This is a genomic window from Pseudomonas syringae group sp. J248-6 (assembly GCF_032586995.1).
Lineage (GTDB): Bacteria > Pseudomonadota > Gammaproteobacteria > Pseudomonadales > Pseudomonadaceae > Aquipseudomonas > Aquipseudomonas amygdali.
Window position 1 is genome coordinate 431756 of record NZ_JAWHOP010000001.1, and the last position, 18405, is coordinate 450160.

The 18405-nt window shown below is 57.7% G+C and carries 17 protein-coding genes; 9 read left to right on the plus strand and 8 right to left on the minus strand.

The window, feature by feature from the left end:
- The first annotated feature begins 6 nt into the window (after positions 1–6).
- The 4 genes from RYC17_RS01385 to RYC17_RS01400 all read left to right on the plus strand — a co-directional run bounded on the left by RYC17_RS01385 (position 7) and on the right by RYC17_RS01400 (position 6682).
- Positions 7–3198, plus strand: coding sequence for an efflux RND transporter permease subunit (locus tag RYC17_RS01385; RefSeq protein ID WP_122280806.1), 3192 nt, complete (start codon positions 7–9; stop codon positions 3196–3198).
- On the plus strand, positions 3198–4595 hold the full coding sequence (locus RYC17_RS01390) for a TolC family protein (RefSeq protein ID WP_316888659.1): 1398 nt from the start codon (positions 3198–3200) through the stop codon (positions 4593–4595). Before RYC17_RS01385 ends, RYC17_RS01390 begins: the two co-directional genes overlap by 1 nt.
- Positions 4596–4739: 144 nt before the next feature.
- On the plus strand, positions 4740–5834 hold the full coding sequence (locus RYC17_RS01395) for a tetratricopeptide repeat protein (RefSeq protein WP_058402291.1): 1095 nt from the start codon (positions 4740–4742) through the stop codon (positions 5832–5834).
- A 485-nt stretch (positions 5835–6319) separates the two neighbouring features.
- Positions 6320–6682, plus strand: coding sequence for a histone-like nucleoid-structuring protein, MvaT/MvaU family (locus RYC17_RS01400; protein ID WP_002553302.1), 363 nt, complete (start codon positions 6320–6322; stop codon positions 6680–6682).
- Between the two features lie 485 nt (positions 6683–7167).
- On the opposite strand, the gene RYC17_RS01405 is transcribed toward RYC17_RS01400, so the two are convergent.
- Positions 7168–7776 carry a DUF4946 domain-containing protein gene (locus tag RYC17_RS01405; protein ID WP_316902307.1) on the minus strand — a complete coding sequence of 203 codons (609 nt, stop codon included), beginning with the start codon at positions 7774–7776 and terminating at the stop codon, positions 7168–7170.
- A 101-nt stretch (positions 7777–7877) separates the two neighbouring features.
- Here RYC17_RS01405 and gloA point away from each other — a divergent pair, with 101 nt between their 5' ends.
- Positions 7878–8399 (plus strand): lactoylglutathione lyase, encoded by a 522-nt coding sequence (gene gloA, locus RYC17_RS01410; RefSeq protein ID WP_058402289.1) that lies wholly within the window; start codon positions 7878–7880, stop codon positions 8397–8399.
- A 93-nt stretch (positions 8400–8492) separates the two neighbouring features.
- Here gloA and ahpF read toward each other — a convergent pair whose 3' ends face one another.
- From ahpF to RYC17_RS01425, 3 genes are all read right to left on the minus strand, one after another.
- Positions 8493–10055, minus strand: a complete 1563-nt coding sequence (ahpF, locus tag RYC17_RS01415; RefSeq protein WP_058408145.1) for an alkyl hydroperoxide reductase subunit F — start codon at positions 10053–10055, stop codon at positions 8493–8495.
- A 124-nt stretch (positions 10056–10179) separates the two neighbouring features.
- Positions 10180–10743, minus strand: a complete 564-nt coding sequence (gene ahpC / locus RYC17_RS01420; RefSeq protein WP_002553298.1) for an alkyl hydroperoxide reductase subunit C — start codon at positions 10741–10743, stop codon at positions 10180–10182.
- 110 nt (positions 10744–10853) lie between these two features.
- Positions 10854–11813, minus strand: a complete 960-nt coding sequence (locus RYC17_RS01425) for a site-specific integrase (protein ID WP_316888665.1) — start codon at positions 11811–11813, stop codon at positions 10854–10856.
- Between the two features lie 175 nt (positions 11814–11988).
- On the opposite strand from RYC17_RS01425, the gene RYC17_RS01430 reads away from it, so the two are divergent.
- Positions 11989–12999, plus strand: a complete 1011-nt coding sequence (locus tag RYC17_RS01430; protein WP_058402286.1) for a DNA-binding protein — start codon at positions 11989–11991, stop codon at positions 12997–12999.
- 10 nt (positions 13000–13009) lie between these two features.
- On the opposite strand, the gene RYC17_RS01435 is transcribed toward RYC17_RS01430, so the two are convergent.
- From RYC17_RS01435 to galU, 3 genes are all read right to left on the minus strand, one after another.
- Positions 13010–14290: a PAS domain-containing sensor histidine kinase gene (locus RYC17_RS01435; protein WP_316902308.1), complete on the minus strand. Its 1281-nt coding sequence runs from the start codon at positions 14288–14290 to the stop codon at positions 13010–13012.
- Between the two features lie 70 nt (positions 14291–14360).
- On the minus strand, positions 14361–15719 hold the full coding sequence (gorA, locus tag RYC17_RS01440) for a glutathione-disulfide reductase (protein ID WP_058402284.1): 1359 nt from the start codon (positions 15717–15719) through the stop codon (positions 14361–14363).
- Between the two features lie 102 nt (positions 15720–15821).
- Positions 15822–16661, minus strand: a complete 840-nt coding sequence (galU, locus tag RYC17_RS01445; RefSeq protein WP_057401823.1) for a UTP--glucose-1-phosphate uridylyltransferase GalU — start codon at positions 16659–16661, stop codon at positions 15822–15824.
- Positions 16662–17045: 384 nt separating this feature from the next.
- On the opposite strand from galU, the gene RYC17_RS01450 reads away from it, so the two are divergent.
- Positions 17046–17327 carry a hypothetical protein gene (locus tag RYC17_RS01450; RefSeq protein ID WP_230018886.1) on the plus strand — a complete coding sequence of 94 codons (282 nt, stop codon included), beginning with the start codon at positions 17046–17048 and terminating at the stop codon, positions 17325–17327.
- A gap of 55 nt (positions 17328–17382) precedes the next feature.
- On the opposite strand, the gene RYC17_RS01455 is transcribed toward RYC17_RS01450, so the two are convergent.
- Positions 17383–17733 carry a hypothetical protein gene (locus RYC17_RS01455; RefSeq protein WP_058402283.1) on the minus strand — a complete coding sequence of 117 codons (351 nt, stop codon included), beginning with the start codon at positions 17731–17733 and terminating at the stop codon, positions 17383–17385.
- Positions 17734–17899: 166 nt separating this feature from the next.
- On the opposite strand from RYC17_RS01455, the gene RYC17_RS01460 reads away from it, so the two are divergent.
- Both RYC17_RS01460 and RYC17_RS01465 read left to right on the plus strand, forming a co-directional pair.
- On the plus strand, positions 17900–18205 hold the full coding sequence (locus RYC17_RS01460) for a DUF1883 domain-containing protein (protein ID WP_003380432.1): 306 nt from the start codon (positions 17900–17902) through the stop codon (positions 18203–18205).
- Positions 18206–18219: 14 nt separating this feature from the next.
- Positions 18220–18402 carry a hypothetical protein gene (locus RYC17_RS01465; RefSeq protein WP_316902317.1) on the plus strand — a complete coding sequence of 61 codons (183 nt, stop codon included), beginning with the start codon at positions 18220–18222 and terminating at the stop codon, positions 18400–18402.
- The last annotated feature ends 3 nt before the right edge of the window (positions 18403–18405 follow it).

The following is an 18405-nucleotide window of genomic DNA, read 5'->3' on the forward strand; positions in this document are numbered from 1 at the left end:
CGTCCGATGAACTTCTCCAAATTCTTTATTTCCCGGCCGATCTTTGCCGCAGTGCTGTCGCTGCTGATCCTGATCGCCGGTGCTATCTCACTGTTCCAGCTGCCGATCAGTGAATACCCGGAAGTAGTGCCGCCCACAGTAGTCGTACGCGCCAACTTTCCCGGCGCCAACCCCAAGGTCATCGGCGAAACCGTGGCCTCGCCACTGGAACAGGCGATTACCGGTGTCGAAGGCATGCTCTATATGTCTTCGCAGGCCACTGCCGATGGCAAGCTGACCCTCACTATCACCTTTGCACTGGGTACTGACCTGGACAATGCGCAGGTGCAGGTGCAGAACCGCGTGACCCGCAGCGAGCCGAAGCTGCCTGAAGAAGTGACGCGCATCGGCATTACCGTGGACAAGGCCTCCCCCGACCTGACCATGGTTGTGCACTTGACCTCGCCGGACCAGCGCTATGACATGCTGTACCTGTCCAACTACGCCGTGCTCAACATCAAGGATGAGCTCGCGCGACTGGGCGGTGTCGGTGACGTGCAACTGTTCGGTATGGGCGACTATTCGCTGCGGGTCTGGCTGGACCCGAACAAGACTGCCTCACGCAACCTGACCGCCACCGATGTGGTCAATGCGATTCGCGAGCAGAACCGTCAGGTTGCAGCAGGTCAGCTGGGCTCCCCGCCCTCGCCGAATGCCACCAGTTTTCAGATGTCGATCAACACCCAGGGCCGTCTGGTCACCGAGGAGGAGTTCGAAAACGTTGTGGTTCGTGCAGGCGCCGACGGCGAAATCACTCGTCTGAAGGACGTTGCGCGCATCGAGCTGGGCTCCAGCCAGTATGCGCTGCGCTCGCTGCTGAACAATCAGCCTGCCGTGGCCATCCCTATTTTCCAGCGGCCCGGCTCCAACGCCATCGACATCTCCAACGATGTACGGGCCAGAATGGCCGAGCTGAAAAAGAGCTTCCCGGAAGGCATGGACTACAGCATCGTCTATGACCCGACGATCTTCGTGCGCGGCTCCATCGAGGCGGTGATTCACACCCTGTTTGAAGCACTGATCCTGGTCGTGCTGGTGGTGATCCTGTTCCTGCAGACCTGGCGCGCTTCGATCATCCCGCTGGTGGCCGTACCGGTATCGCTGATCGGCACCTTTGCCGTCATGCACATGTTCGGCTTCTCTCTGAACGCGCTGTCATTGTTCGGGCTGGTGCTGGCCATCGGCATCGTGGTGGACGACGCCATCGTGGTGGTGGAGAACGTCGAACGAAACATCGAGCTGGGGCTTGAACCGGTTGAGGCCACGCACAAGGCCATGGCCGAAGTGACCGGACCGATCATCGCCACCGCGCTGGTGCTGTGCGCGGTGTTCGTACCGGCAGCGTTCATTTCCGGCCTGACCGGACAGTTCTACAAGCAGTTCGCACTGACCATCGCCATCTCGACAGTGATTTCGGCCTTCAACTCGCTGACCCTGTCGCCTGCGCTGGCCGCGGTACTGCTCAAAGGCCACGATGCACCCAAGGATCGTTTCTCGCGTTTCCTTGACAGAATCCTTGGCGGCTGGCTGTTCCGTCCGTTCAACCGCTTCTTCGAAAAAGCCAGTCATGGCTATGTCGGCACCGTCGCGAGGGTCATTCGCAGCAGCGGCATCGCGCTGTTGGTGTATGCAGGCCTGATGGTCCTGACCTGGCTGGGTTTCGCCAGCACGCCGACCGGTTTTGTACCCAGCCAGGACAAGCAATACCTGGTGGCCTTTGCCCAACTGCCGGATGCTGCCAGCCTCGACCGAACCGAAGATGTCATCAAGCGCATGTCCGAGCTGGCACTCAAACAGCCGGGCGTGGAAAACGCGATTGCCTTCCCCGGCCTGTCGATCAACGGCTTCACCAACAGCCCGAACAACGGCGTGGTGTTCGTCGCCCTCAAACCGTTTGACGAGCGCAAGGACCCCAGCCTGTCGGCCAACGCCATTGCCGGCGCCCTGAACGGCCAGTTCGCCTCTATCCAGGAAGCGTACATGGCGATCTTCCCGCCACCTCCGGTACAGGGGCTAGGCACCATCGGCGGTTTCCGACTGCAAATAGAGGATCGTGGCAACCTGGGTTACGACGAGTTGTACAAGGAAACCCAGAACATCATTGCCAAGAGCCGCAGCGTGCCGGAACTGGCCGGATTGTTCACCAGCTACACCGTCAACGTGCCGCAGGTGGATGCCGCCATCGACCGCGAGAAGGCCAAGACGCATGGCGTTGCGGTCAGCGATATCTTTGACACCCTGCAGGTCTATCTGGGCTCGCTGTATGCCAACGACTTCAACCGTTTTGGCCGCACGTATCAGGTCAATGTCCAGGCAGAGCAGCAGTTCCGTCAGGATGCCGACCAGATCGGTCAGCTCAAGGTGCGCAACAATCTGGGGGAAATGATCCCGCTGGCAACCTTCGTCAAAGTCAGTGACACCGCAGGTCCCGACCGCGTAATGCACTACAACGGCTTCATCACGGCAGAAATCAACGGTGCTGCCGGTCCGGGCTTCAGCTCTGGTCAGGCGCAGGCGGCGGTCGAGAAACTGCTGCGTGAAGAGCTGCCCAACGGCATGGTTTACGAGTGGACTGACCTTACGTACCAACAGATTCTTTCGGGCAACACGGCGCTGTTCGTCTTCCCGCTGTGTGTTCTGCTGGCATTTTTGGTACTGGCGGCTCAGTACGAAAGCTGGAGCCTGCCGTTGGCGGTGATCCTGATCGTACCAATGACTCTGCTTTCGGCGATTGCCGGGGTGATGATTGCCGGTAGCGACAACAACATCTTCACCCAGATCGGTCTTATCGTACTGGTGGGCCTGGCGTGCAAGAATGCGATTCTGATCGTCGAGTTCGCCAAGGACAAACAGGCCGAGGGCATGAGCCCGCTGGATGCTGTCCTGGAAGCATGCCGACTGCGCCTGCGTCCGATTCTGATGACGTCCTTCGCGTTCATCATGGGCGTAGTACCACTAGTGCTTTCCAGCGGTGCAGGTGCAGAAATGCGCCATGCCATGGGGGTCGCCGTGTTCTCCGGGATGCTGGGGGTCACGTTCTTCGGCCTGCTCCTGACGCCGGTGTTCTACGTGCTTATCCGTAATTACGTCGAACGCCAGGAGGCCCGCAAGGCCGCCAAGGCACAAAGACTGCAAAACCTGCCTGCGGAGATGCATTGATGAGCGCGTTAAAACTCTTCCTCCCGAGCCTGCTGGTCATGGCGCTGACAGCCTGCGCCGTCGGCCCGGACTACAAGGCACCGGTTACGGCGCCAGCACAACTGGCGTCCGCAGCCCAGGGCAACTATGACCGCAGCAAAGTGGACACCGTCTGGTGGCAGCAGTTTGAGGACCCTACCCTCAATAAACTGGTGGCCCGGTCGCTGGACGGCAACCGCGATCTGCGTGTTGCCTTTGCCCGCCTGAAAGCTGCACGGGCGATTCGCGATGACGTTGCCAACGACGCCATGCCGGTGATCACCAGCCGGGCCAGCAGTGACCTGGGCAAGGGTCAACAACCTGGTGTTACCGAGCGGCGCGTCAATAGCGAGCGGTATGACCTTGGCCTGGACATGGCCTGGGAGGTCGACCTGTTCGGACGTATTCAGCGCCAACTGGAAGCCAGCGATGCCGATCAGGAAGCCGCCGAAGCCAATCTGTATCAGCTTCAGGTGACTCTGATTGCCGAGGTGGTCGACGCCTACGGGCAGCTACGCGGCGCACAGCTGCGTGAAGCCATCGCCCGCGACAACCTGAAAAACCAGCAGAGCTCTCAGGACGTGACCACCCAGCTGCGTGATGCCGGCGTGGGCAATGAACTGGACGTGGTGCGTGCCGAGGCACGACTGGCAGCCGTTGAAGCGACCGTACCGCAGTTGCAGGCCGAGCAGGTTCGCCAGCGCAATCGTATCGCCACGTTGCTGGGCGAGCGCCCGGAAAACCTCAGTGTCGACCTGAGCCCGAGCAAACTGCCTGCTATCGCCAAGGCCCTGCCGATTGGCGATCCGACACAGGTGCTGCGCAATCGGCCCGACATTCGCGCCGCAGAGCGCCAACTGGCCGCCTCGACCGCACGCATCGGCGTGGCGACCGCTGACCTGTTTCCACGGGTCAGTCTGAGCGGTTTTCTGGGCTTTACCGCTGGCCGCGGCTCACAGATCGGTTCGTCAGCGGCCAAAGCCTGGTCACTCGGCCCCAGCATCACCTGGGCAGCTTTCGATCTGGGCAGCGTCAGGGCGCAGATTCGCAGCGCCGATGCCGACGCCGAGGGCGCGCTGGCCAACTATGAGCAGCAGGTATTGCTTGCCCTGGAGGAGTCGGAGAACGCCTTCAGCGATTACGACAAACGCCAGCAACGGCTGGTTTCGCTGATGCGCCAAAGCGATGCGAGTCGCTCCGCAGCCAGGCTGGCTTCAGTGCAGTACCGCGAAGGCACAGCGGACTTCCTGGTCCTGCTGGATGCCGAGCGCGAGCGTCTGGCCGCTGAAGACTCTCAGGCACAGGCAGAAATCGAGCTGTACCGCGGCATCGTAGCCATTTACAAGGCACTGGGTGGCGGCTGGCAACCTCAGGCCTGATACACCGAACAGGCCGTAAACCCGCCCCGCGCCCATTCAGGACGCGGGGCTTTTTTTGTCCGTAAGCCGACGGCATCATGATTGCCGTTTGACAGCTGCCACCCACTCCCCGAAGCTGCAACCCGTCAAGCATTGGAAATCGATATGCCCAGACTTTCTACCAAGGGGTTATCGCCTCAACCCACTACTCGACATCGCTGGCTGATCGGCGCAGCGGCTGCGGCGATGCTGGCGCTATCACTGGCCTTCTGGTGGTGGCGCCTGCCCGTTCAGACCGTTCCCGCCAGGTTGAGCCACACCTACGCTCAGGCACTGGAACAGGCGCACGACGGCAAGCCCGGCGCTGCACGCGTGCTGTACCAACAACTGGCACGAACCGACCTGTCTGACGAGCAGCGCATCAACCTGCTCGCCGAATTGAGCGACTACCCCAGCCCTCAGGCCCTCAAATTGCTCGATGCCGCGCTGGGTGACCGATCCGCACAGGTGCGCGAAGCGGCTATCGATGTCAGCGTCAGACTGGTCTCCAACAGCCAGCGCAGCCTGCTGCTGGGCCCATTGCTGGACGACGACGAACAATCCGTCAGATTCCGCGCCACCAGTGCCCTGCTCGGCCTGTCACCAGATGAACTGGGGCTGTACTTTGCCGTGCTGCAGCAAAGTGCCGAGGCGTTTCAGGAGTCGCTGAAGAGCCAGCCGCAAAGCGCACAAAACCAGTTGCAACTGGCCAGACTGTACCTGCAGACCGGCGACCTGGAGCCGGCAGTCGCCGCGCTGCAGAGGGCCACAGCCCTGGACCCGGGCAATATTGAAGCAGCGCTGGCGCACATTGAGCTGCTGGACCGCAAGGGCCAGGCTGAGCAGGCACGCAGCCTTTTCGCCCAGTTGCTGGAACATAACCCCGGTTCGTCCATGCTCCAGCACGCACTGGGCATGTGGCTGCTTAACCACGGGCAGGCAGAATTTGCCGTGCTCAGCCTGGCGAAGGCTACAGAGCTGGCACCCGATAACACCGACTATCGCTATGACCTGGCGGTTGCCCTGCATTCGTTGCACGAGCTTGAGGCGGCACAGAGGCAGTTGACGCAGATTGTTCAGAGCCAGCCTGCGAACCGCAAGGCCAGAGTGCTGCTGATTCAATACTGGAAAGAAAACGGTCAGTTGCAAAACGTGCAGATTCTGCTGGCGGAGCTCGAGCAGCAGAACCCCGACGACCCGGTGCTGCAACAGGGACTGTAGGGTCAGAAAGGCAAAAAAAGGCAGGCCAAGGGCCATCTTTGATGCGGCTACACGCCCTTTCATCCGCTGCCTTCAGACATTTCTACTCTTTCCGCATCTGCCAGCCCCCATGTCTGTCAGATGTTTCTCCTTTTAAGCCGTCCCGTGTCGCATGGCACGTTTTCCATCAGCGACTAATGTCGGAAATAACTTACACAACAGCTCGCCTGATAACGCAGGCTTCATTGCCTATATCCAACATTCTCCACCACGACTATTTAACGAATTTGAAAAAGGCTATTTTCTAACTGAAAAAAAAGGTGCATCATTTGCGGGCTACTGAGTTATAACTATCCTCTGTCTGCGCAATGACAAGCCGCAAAGGCCATGTTTCAGCATAGAAACCGCAGGTACAGGGCAGCATCGAGTGAGCGAATCGGTCAATCAGTTTTGTCTCATCGCTTTATAGGGCTGACAACAGCCATTACATTGTTGGAGTGTATTACTTGTCCAGACTTGCCGAGTTTCGAGCAGCAGAGAAAGCCCTTCAAGAACAGCTGGCACAGCTGGAATCCTTGAAGAATGACGCCGGGTTGAAGAAGGAAATCGAGTTCGAGCAAAAGCTCCAGGACCTGATGGGCACCTACGGCAAAAGCCTGCGCGACATCATCGCAATCCTTGATCCTTCAAGCGCTACGTCGCTGGTCGCACCCGCCGGGCCAAAGCGCCGTCGTGCACGCGTGGTCAAGGTTTACCAGAACCCGCATACCGGCGAGCTGATTGAAACCAAGGGTGGTAACCACCGCGGTCTCAAGGCGTGGAAAGAGCAGTACGGTGTAGACACTGTTGATTCGTGGCTTCGCGCCTGATTGAAACTTTGTCCATTGAAGCCCTGCACTTGCGGGGCTTTTTTTATCTACCCGTACGTCAACTGAGCACCTGCACACTGCATCTGCCTGATCAAACGCCCATACACAGTTGACTGCCTGCCCGCCCATGACATTCATACACATGATTAAGTGAACTGCTCGGTACATGTACTTCCAGCGCGTCAGGCATTAATACCGTTGAAATAATGACGCCAATAAAAACTCATCGATTATTCGATTCAGCACGCAGTTACAAACCTGAACACTTGCTGAAATGTGTAGAGTAATTATTCGGTTTATTCGGTGTAATGAGCGATAAGACAATTTGTTACTGCGTGCTTCGCCGCATCGAAAATCGGCGGATGACCGACACCGCGCAGCTTCACACTTTTTTCACATGGATTCTCGGATGATGAAGACCGCTAAAGGAATAGCGCCCCATGCCCGCCTCGGCGGGCTTCTTTTTGCCTGTGAAAAAGCAGGTATCACTGCGCATCGTCCAGTCGCAGGCTCTCGCGGATACGCAACGCCTCGTCCTTGTTGGCCGTGTATCCATCTGCTGATCCCGCGTAGGACAACGACCAGGCCATTTCTTTACTGGCAGCCGCTACCAGCGTCTGGGTCAACACATGCACGCCGTTCTGGGTGATGGTGCAGGTGGTTTCCAGTGCCGGCACGACGCTGAGCCGGCTCTCACGCACATGCGTGCAGACGCTCTGCAGGCCGCTGCGGGCAAAATTGACCTGAACCGACTTGCGCATCTCCAGCAGTACGCCCTGGACATTGACCTCATGCCCGGGCGTCAGGCGTGTCTGGGTCAGCTCCATGACCATCAGCGGGTTTCCACTTTGATCGTTTTTCACCGCGCGCTGTCTGACTTGCACGGACGGTTGCACGGGCTTGCCCGACTCGGTCGGCAGCGACTCGACCTCCCAGCCTGCGGGCCAGATGATCATCGCATCGGCGGCATGAGTCTGTGCAGTGCCCAGCAGCAGGAACAGGCACAGACCTGGCAAGGAGCATCGGTATTGCGAAAGGATCATGGTCAGGTCGCCAGAACAGGTGACCGGAAATTCTGAGCCTGTTGCCGGCATCGAGCAAGACCGAAGCGACGTTATCCGAGCGAGGGTTTGGCACTGCCCGCCCTGCCCCGTATCATTTGGCATTATTTGTACATTCTGTTGGAGACACATTGATGAGCTTGCACGAACTCAACACACTACCGGGCGTTACCGCCGCCCCTGAAGCGGCTACCCGGCAGTTTGTGTTCAACCACACCATGCTGCGCGTCAAGGACATCACCAAATCGCTGGATTTCTACACCCGCGTGCTCGGCTTCAGCCTGGTTGAAAAGCGTGACTTCCCGGAAGCCGAATTCAGCCTCTACTTCCTCGCGCTGGTGGACAAGGCGCAGATTCCGGAAGACGACAAAGCCCGCAACGAGTGGATGAAATCGATCCCCGGCATTCTGGAGCTGACCCATAACCACGGTACTGAAAGCGATGCCACAGCGTCTTACCATAACGGTAACAGCGACCCGCGCGGCTTTGGCCATATCTGCGTGTCGGTCCCGGATGTGAAAGTCGCCTGCGAGCGTTTTGAAAGCCTGGGCGTCGACTTTCAGAAGCGCTTGTCCGATGGCCGCATGAACAGCCTGGCCTTTATCAAGGACCCGGACGGCTACTGGGTAGAGATCATCCAGCCAACGCCGCTCTGAGACTGCCGGTGATCGCTTCGGCAAGGAGCGATCCGCGTAGAAAGCAAAAAGCCCCGTGATCGCTCACGGGGCTTTTCGTTTACCGCTCTCCGATCAGGCCGGGGCGGAAGTACGGATCAGGTGGTCAAAGGCACTCAGGGAGGCTTTGGCACCCTCGCCCAGGGCGATGATGATCTGTTTGTACGGTGCAACCGTCACGTCACCGGCAGCGAAGATGCCTGGCACCGAGGTTTCACCGCGAGGATCGACCACGATCTCGCCGCGCGGCGACAACTCGATGGCACCTTTGAGCCATTCACTGTTGGGCAGCAGGCCAATCTGCACGAAGATACCTTCGAGCGGTACGTTGATCTCTTCGCCTGTGGTGCGGTTCTTGTAGCGCAGGCCGTTGACCTTCTGCTCATCACCTGTCACTTCAGTGGTTTGCGCACTGGTGATCACGGTAACGTTCGGCAGGCTGTGCAGTTTGCGCTGCAAGACGGCGTCGGCACGCAGTTGCACATCGAATTCCAGCAGCGTCACGTGTGACACGATACCCGCCAGATCGATTGCCGCCTCGACACCCGAGTTACCGCCACCAATCACGGCAACGCGCTTGCCCTTGAACAACGGACCGTCGCAGTGCGGGCAATAAGCCACGCCCTTGTTACGGTATTGCTGCTCACCCGGTACATTCATCTCCCTCCAGCGTGCACCGGTGGCAAGAATGACGGTCTTGGCCTTGAGGCTGGCACCGCTGGCGAATTTAACTTCGTGCAGCTCACCGGCCGCGCCTGGAATCAGCTTGTCGGCGCGTTGCAGGTTCATGATGTCGACTTCGTACTGCTTGACGTGTTCTTCGAGCGCAACGGCCAGCTTCGGGCCTTCGGTGTGCTGTACCGAAATAAAGTTCTCGATGGCCATGGTGTCGAGCACCTGACCGCCGAAACGCTCGGCTGCAACACCGGTACGAATGCCTTTGCGGGCTGCGTAAACCGCAGCAGCCGAACCAGCAGGACCGCCGCCCACTACCAGTACATCAAAAGCCTGTTTGGCGTTGAGTTTTTCCGCCTGACGCGCACCGGCACCGGTGTCGATCTTGGCCAGAATTTCTTCCAGGCCCATGCGGCCCTGACCGAAAAGCTCGCCATTCAGATAGATGCTGGGCACCGACATGATCTTGCGATCGGTGACTTCGTCCTGGAACAGTGCACCGTCGATAGCGACGTGCTTGATGCCAGGGTTCAATACTGCCATCAGGTTCAATGCCTGGACGACGTCCGGGCAGTTCTGGCAGGACTGCGAGAAATAGGTTTCGAAATGGAATTCGCCTTGAAGAGCGCGAACCTGTTCGATGGTTTCCGCACTGACCTTGGGTGGGTAGCCGCCAACTTGCAGCAGCGCCAGGACCAGCGAGGTGAATTCGTGGCCCATGGGGATACCGGCAAAACGCAGGCTGATATCGTGGCCAGGGCTGCTCAGCGAGAACGACGGAGTACGCGCGTCGGTGCCGCTGTCATTCAGGGTGACGTCCTTGGAGACACTGATCACATCATTGAGCAGTGCGAGCATTTCCTGAGACTTCGCGCCGTCATCAAGGGACGCGACGATCTCGATGGGGCGAGTAACCCGCTCCAGATAGGATTTCAACTGGGCTTTAAGATTGGCGTCCAACATGTGGCGGCTTCCTGTTTACAAAGGGTAGAAATAACAACGCCCAGGCGATTACCGCCCGGGCGTTTTTTGGGGCGATGCGGTTTACTTGCTCAAGAGCTCAACGCCCCCAGCCGATTCATGCGACTCAGATCTTGCCAACCAGGTCCAGGGACGGAGCCAGAGTAGCTTCGCCTTCTTTCCACTTGGCTGGGCAGACTTCGCCCGGGTGAGCGGCAACGTACTGAGCAGCCTTGATCTTGCGCAGCAGCTCGGAAGCGTCACGGCCAACACCGCCGTCGTTCAGCTCGACGATTTTGATCTGACCTTCAGGGTTGATCACGAACGTACCGCGATCTGCCAGACCGGCTTCTTCGATCAGCACGTCGAAGTTGCGCGAGATAGTCAGAGTCGGGTCACCGATCATGGTGTACTGGATCTTGCCGATTGCAGGCGAAGTGTTGTGCCATGCAGCGTGGGCGAAGTGGGTGTCGGTCGAAACGCTGTAGATCTCGACGCCCAGCTTCTTGAACTCTTCGTAGTTGTCAGCCAGGTCTTCCAGCTCGGTCGGGCAAACGAAGGTGAAGTCGGCCGGGTAGAAGAATACGACAGACCACTTGCCTTTGAAGTCGGCGTCCGAAACGTCAACGAAAGCGCCGTTCTTGAACGCGGTAGCCTTGAACGGTTTTACTTGGCTGTTGATGATAGGCATCGGTATATCTCCTGATGGGTTGGATGGGTTGTTAATTCGATGGAGTGGAGCTTACGCATGATCAGTGACAATCGCTCATTGGCAAACCTGATGTCACTGATTGCTTTTCACTATGAAGGCAGCTTATCGATAGAAGAAACCTTCGACCCGTTCCCTGTCTCCAGGTTGCCCGGGAACGGCGCGGCGTCAATGTAGCGCATCGCCGACTTGATGTCCCTCCAGCCTACATAAGACATCAGTGACTTGAGGTCCCAGCCATTGCTGTGCGCCCAACTGGCGAAGCCGCGGCGTAGCGAGTGACTGGTGTAGTGCTCGGCGGCAATGCCTGCATGCTGGAGAGCCTGACGCAGCAACGGGATAACGCTGTTGGCGTGCAGCCCCTCCTCGCCAAGATTACCCCATCGATCCACCGCCCGAAACACCGGACCGCGCACCAGCGCAGCGCAATTGATCCACTCTATATAAGCCTGCACCGGGCACAGCCGCTGCAAGGCGGGGGTCTGATACGTTCTGCCCAGGTTATCGCGATCACCCTTGCTGCGCGGCAGATAAAGGCTGATGCCCGAGTGGGCGATGGCCTTGACGTCCTGCACTTGCAGGCGACACAGCTCGTCGCTGCGAAAGCCGCGCCAGAACCCCAGCAGAATCAGCGCCGAATCCCGACGACAACGCAATAGGCGCGGCTGATCGTGTTGCGCCTCTGCATCACGTATCTCGCTCTCCAGCCAGGCGATGACTTTCTCCAGGTCCTGCAACTGCAAAGGCTCGGCCTGCTTCTCTTGTGCCGGATGCAATGCACGAATGCCCTTGATGACCTTACGCACCATGGGCGCCTTGGTGGGATCCGCAAACCCCTGACTGACATGCCATTGCGCCAGCGCTGACAGGCGTAGTTTCAAGGTGTTGACCGATAACTTTCCGGCATGGCTGGCCAAGTAACGCGCCACGCTTTCGCTGGTCGCCGGCAGAAACCCGCCCCACGTCACTTCGAAATGCTCGATGGCCGCCCGATAACTGCGGCGCGTGTTGTCACGGGTTGCGGCATCGATATAGCGATCAACGTCATTCATGGTTCAAGCCTGCACATGTACCGGAGAAAGCGCCGAAAAATGAACTGACAACGCCTGACACGGGATAATACGCCAATATCACGGGTTAATTAATTCAAAAAATGGCAAATAATTTCGAATGATATAGTATGTAATTACAGGGTACATACCACAGTACGAAATCGTAGGGGAATACATGGCTCGGGGCGGTGTAAACAAGGCGTTGGTGCAGAAAGCAAGGGCTTCCCTGCTGTCCAGAGGTGAAAACCCCAGTATTGATGCTGTACGTATCGAAATGGGTAACACCGGCTCGAAAACCACGATTCACCGGTATCTCAAGGAACTCGACGCCACGCATGCGCCAGCGCCGGACATCAATGAGGAATTGAGCGGCCTGGTAGCTCATCTTGCCCAGCGTCTTCAGGAGCAGGCTCAGGAACGCATTGATCAGGCCTGCAACACGTATCAGGCCGATCGCGCCACCCTGCAGCAACAATTGGCGGCGGCTCAGCAACAGATCAGCGAACTGCAGGAACATGCGCAGCAACGTCACGAGGCTCTGGAACAGCAGGCTGCCGCCCTGCTTCGCACGCAAAATGCCCTGCAAACCGAACAGACCGAGCACGCCAGACTGCTTCAGGCCAACCAGGACCTGGAGTCGCGCCTGCACGACAAGGACGGCCAGATCCACTCGCTTGAAGAAAAACATCAGCACGCCCGTGAAGCGCTGGAACACTATCGCAACTCGATCAGAGAGCAGCGCGAGCAGGAACAGCAACGCCACGAAGGTCAGGTTCAGCAACTGCAAATGGAACTTCGACAGGCGCAGCAAGGCATCGCCATGCGCCAGGAAGACATCACACAGCTGAATCGTGACAACGAGAGATTACTGGCTGAAAACCGCAGCACCCTGCGTGAACTGCACGAACGAAAAGACCTGCTGAACCAGGCCACTACCCAGGCTGCCGCTCTGGCAGAACAACAGCATCACGCCCGCACCCAATGCGCTCTGCTGGAAGAACGGTTACGCAGCCTGATGGAAGAAAGCACCACGCTCCAGCGGACCATGACAGAGCTACGGCAGCAGAACCGGATGCTGGAACTGCTGCTGACCAAGAAGGAAGCAGCACTGGAAAACCTGCAGAACGGCCTCAGCCAGCCTGATAAACCCACGACCACTGGAAAAAAGCCAAAAGGCAAGGCATGAGAAGCAACGCTCAGGCAGCCATTACTGCGCAAGACAAGAGCAGATGAACCTGAGTGCCCTGACCTTCCTGGCTTTTTATCTGCACATGCCCGCCCGCCTGCTTGATGAAACCGTAGACCATGGACAAACCCAGCCCCGTTCCCTGCCCTACGGGCTTGGTGGTGAAAAACGGGTCGAACGCCCGGTCGATGACGTCTTGAGCCATTCCACTGAGCCGCACATAATCACCAGGTGCCAGCCCGTCTTTCTGAGCGGCAAGTGTTAACCGCTGGCTGCGCACCCGGAGCGCCCCTCCGACCGCAACAGCGTCACGCGCGTTGATCACCAGATTCAACAAGGCATTTTCCAGTTGATGCTCATCCGTACGCACGCAATTCAACCCCTCCTCCAGCTCGATGCGCAATTGCGCGCGAGCGCCGACCGTACCTCGCAGCAGCTCTTCCATAGACCGGACCATATGATTGATATCCACTGCCGTGACATTCAGCGACTGACGACGAGCAAATGTCAGCAGCCTCCGGGTCAACGCAGCCGCACGATTTGCGGAACTGGTCGCAGCGTCCAGATAACGATCAACTTCCTCCACCCGGCCTGCCGCCACGCGGATCCGGATCATGTCCAGGGCACCCATTACGCCGGAAAGCACATTGTTGAAGTCGTGGGCGATGCCGCCCGTCAACTGGCCAATTGCGTCCATTTTTTGCGCATGGCGCAAGACCTCTTCAGCCATTGCTCGCTCGACGATTTCGGCCTGCAAAAATTCATTGGCGGTTGCCAGCTCGCGAGTGCGCTCGGCAACGCGTAACTCGAGACTTTCATTGAGTTCGCGCAACGCCTCTTCAGCGTTGACCTGAGCCGTAATATCGGTGTGAGTACCCAGCCAGTGAGTGATGTGGCCCTGCACATCGCGCATGGGCAGTGCACGCGACAGAAACCAGCTGAAGGCACCGTCCTTGCCGCGCAGTGGAAAGGTGTCTTCCCAGATCGAGCCCGTTGAAAAGCAGTACTGCAAATGCGCCAGCACACGCTCACGATGCTCGGGATGCAGTATCGAACGCCAGCCCAGAGCCGTCATCGCCTCGAACGACGTCCCGGTGTATGCGTACCAGCGCTCGTTATACCAATGGGCCTGCCCGCGAGGACTTGCAGTCCAGGCCAACTGACTCATGTTGTCAGCCAGGGTTCTGAACTGATGCTCGCTTTCACGCAATGCATCAATGTGCTGCGCGATTTCACAATCCTGCCCGGCCAGATGCAGGCGCATTCCGGCCGATGATTTTTCTCTGTTCACGTCGGGATCCGTCCTTTTCAAGCCTTGTCCCGGAGCTCTTCCTGACCTCCGGGTATTGCGCTGCCTGACGTTAGCGTTTGACAGGCGTGCGCATGGTTACAAACTCTTCTGCAGCAGTCGGGTGCACGCCGATGGTGTCATCGAACACCTGTTTGGTCGCGCCAGCCTTGATGGCAATTGCAAGGCTCTGGACGATTTCGCCTGCATCCGGCCCAACCATGTGGCAGCCCAGTACGCGGTCGGTTTTCGCATCCACAACCAGTTTCATCAAGGTGCGTTCCTGATCGTCAGTCAGGGTCAGCTTCATTGGCCGAAAACGGCTTTCGAACACCTGCACATCATGACCTGCCTTGATCGCATCCTCTTCGGTCAGCCCGACTGTACCAATGTTCGGCAAGCTGAAAACTGCGGTTGGAATGTGATTGTAGTCTACCGGGCGATACTGCTCCGGCTTGAACAGACGACGCGCAACGGCCATGCCTTCAGCCAGCGCAACCGGAGTCAGCTGCACACCACCGATGACATCGCCGATAGCCAGGATGGAAGGCTCGCTGCTCTGATAGAGCTCATCAACCTTGATATATCCATGCTCATCAAGTTTGACGTCAACACTGTCCAGCCCGAGATTGTCGAGCATCGGCCGACGGCCAGTGGCGTAGAACACACAATCAGTCTCGAGCGTGCCGCCGCCTTTCATGGACAGCAGCAGGCTGCCGTCGGCCTGCTTGTCGATGCGCTCGATATCGCTATTGAAGCGAATCGTCATGTGACGCTTGAGCAGCTCTTCATGAAGATGGGTGCGAACGCCGCCATCAAAGCCACGCAAAAACAGCTCGCGACGGTAGACCAGCGTGGTGTCGGCGCCGAGCCCGTTGAAAATCGAGGCGAACTCCACCGCGATGTAGCCGCCACCCACAACGACGACACGCTTGGGCAACGTTTTGAGATAGAACGCCTCGTTGGAGGTGATCGCGTGCTCGCGCCCTGGTACGTCAGGAACCTGTGGCCAGCCACCGGTGGCAATCAGAATGCGCTCGGCACTGTAGGTCTGGCCGTTGATTTCGACCTGTTGCGGACCGGTCAATTTTGCGTGCCCTTCAAGCAGCGTCACGCCGCTGTCGACAAGCAACTTGCGATAGATGCCATTGAGGCGATTGATCTCACGATCCTTGTTGGCGATCAGCGTTGCCCAATCGAATTCGGCTTCACCCAGCGACCAGCCAAAGCCCTTGGCATGATCGAAATCTTCGGAAAAATGCGCTCCGTAAACCAACAGTTTTTTGGGCACGCACCCCACGTTAACGCAGGTCCCCCCCAGATAACGGCTTTCAGCCACGGCAACCTTCGCACCGAAACCAGCAGCAAAACGTGCCGCCCTGACGCCACCGGAACCGGCGCCAATTACAAACAGATCAAAATCAAAGGCCATCGATATCTCCTTGGCAGAAGCACAGCATAACCGCTTGGCGGCCAGTCAGAAATGACAAAGCCACCCGAAGGTGGCCTTGTCCCGAGCATCATCAATCGAAAATCAATGCGCTTTGCCGGTTTTGTAGAAATGCTCGAAGCAGAAGTTGGTGGCCTGGATGTACCCTTCGGCACCACCGCAGTCAAAACGCTCACCCTTGAACTTGTAGGCCAGTACGTTGCCTTCTGCAGCCTGCTTCATCAGGGCGTCGGTGATCTGGATCTCACCCCCTTTGCCTGGCTCGGTCTGTTCGATCTTCTCGAAAATGTCCGGAGTCAGGATGTAGCGGCCGATGATCGCCAGGTTGGAAGGCGCATCTTCAGGCTTTGGCTTTTCAACCATGTTGGTCACGCGGAACAGGCCCGTCTTGATTTCTTCACCGGCGATCACGCCGTACTTGTTGGTTTCCTGCGGATCGACTTCCTGAATGGCAATGATCGAGCAGCCATAATGCTTGTGCAGTTTGACCATCTGCGCCAGCACGCCATCACCCTCAGGGTTGACGCACAGGTCATCAGCCAGAACCACGGCAAAAGCCTCATTACCAATCAGCGGACGACCGCTGAGAATGGCATGACCCAGACCTTTCATTTCAGTCTGGCGAGTGTAGGAAAAGCTGCACTCGTCGATCAGTTTGCGAATACCAACCAGATACTTTTCCTTGTCCGTACCCTTGATCTGATGCTCAAGCTCGTAGCTGATATCAAAGTGATCTTCAAGAGCACGCTTGCCACGACCGGTCACGATGGAAATTTCGGTCAGGCCAGCCGCGAGGGCTTCCTCAACACCGTATTGGATCAGTGGCTTGTTGACCACCGGCAGCATTTCCTTGGGCATGGCCTTGGTCGCTGGCAGGAAGCGAGTGCCGTAACCGGCTGCTGGGAACAAGCATTTCTTGATCATAAAAGTCCTTGGTAAGGGCTGTTGGTGTTAACGGCGCAGTCTAATCAGGAGGCGGTCACCTTACAATGCCCCGCCTTTGGCCGTCTGATGCCATGATAGAGGAATCCTCAGGCAGATAGTTCCGCACTTCCTGGATATTGCCTGCAGCCAATTACAGACTGGACCACACTCCAGCCGCCGCCAAAGCCCGCCGCAACAGTGCTGCGCACGCGTTTTCGACGACCGAAGCATTTATGCTCTGCTCCAAAAGAACTTCAACAGTGGCCAGCTAACGACGAGCTATTTATGATGAAAAACATGGCGGAACGATGGCACCCATTACCAGTCCAACGTTCGCATTTGTCAATTCTCTGACCTTATCCTGAAGCGAAAAACATGATCAGAATCCTCTCCCTACTGTCCATTATTGCTGCTCTGGGCCTGACCGGCTGCGCAACCGCCTCCAACACTTACCTGAAAAACGGCAAACAGGGCTTGAGCATCGACTGCTCCGGCGAGGCGATGTCCTGGGCAAGCTGCTACGAAAAAGCGGACGCGTCCTGCGCGGGCACAGGTTATGAAATTGTCGGCACGGACGGCACTCCGCAGCCTGCGGAAAGCGACAAGACACTGGGTGTGGACGTAGGAAACTACAAGAGCCGTAGCGTGCTGGTAGTCTGCAAGTAATCAAGCCTGCCGCCCTGCCCGAAGCGGACAGGGCCTGCTGAGCCCGCCTGAGCGATCAACCGGAAATGCACGCTTCGGCAGCGTTTTGAACATCCCTGAAGCGGATCGGCACGTTGGCGAGTCGTTCATAGACCTTGATCGTACTGCCGCCCGAGCGGCTCTCGACATCGACGACTGCCGCAGGCGATTTGCTGAGCTTTTGCGCCACAATTACGCGCAAGCCATCATGGCGAGGCTCGATAAGCGGCGGCTTGCGACTGCTGGCGATCTTGCCAACGAAGCAATCGGCATACTCCTTGGGGTTCTTGCCCGACATCACGTTCATGGTGGGGGGTGTATGTTCGATGTCATTTACTGTGGCACAGCCAGTCATTGCCAGAGCCAGGACTACTACAGCCAGTTTCATACAAAGCCTCCAAATAAAGGTCCTACGACAAGCTGACGCGCAATTAAATCCCGACTGAGGCAATATTTGCGAGAAACACGGCAAATTAGTGTCCACCGACGTCAAATTGCGGGCATCACATGCTATCGTTTTGATTTTTCAGAAAAACCCCCATTCGGAGCCCGTCATGAAATTCGTACACCAGCGTGAGCATCTCAACGAGGACGACCTGGTCGTTATCGAATGCTCGCAGACCTGCAATATTCGTCTGATGAACGATGCGAATTTTCGCAGCTTCAAAAATGGCGGTCGACACACCTATCATGGCGGTGCATTTGACACGTTTCCGGCCAAGATCGCCGCGCCGAGCACCGGTTTCTGGAACATCACCATCGATACCGCAGGCCGCAAGGTAGATACCAATGCCGGCCGCAAACCGCCTTTCACTCACAAGATCAAGATCGTCCGGCGCTCGACCTCACGCCTGGGATGATGCAAGGAGTCACCGTGAACAACCCAGCCTCGCGCACCACCAAATTTGCTGTCAGCTACAAGCTCAATGGCGAACGCCGCTTCGAGTTCGCCCAACTGCAATCGGCATCAACCAAAGAAGCCGAAGCTGCCTTGAAAAAAATGCACGGCCAGAGCGACGATCAGATCACCGACGTGAAGGTCAGCAAGGCGCTCTGATAC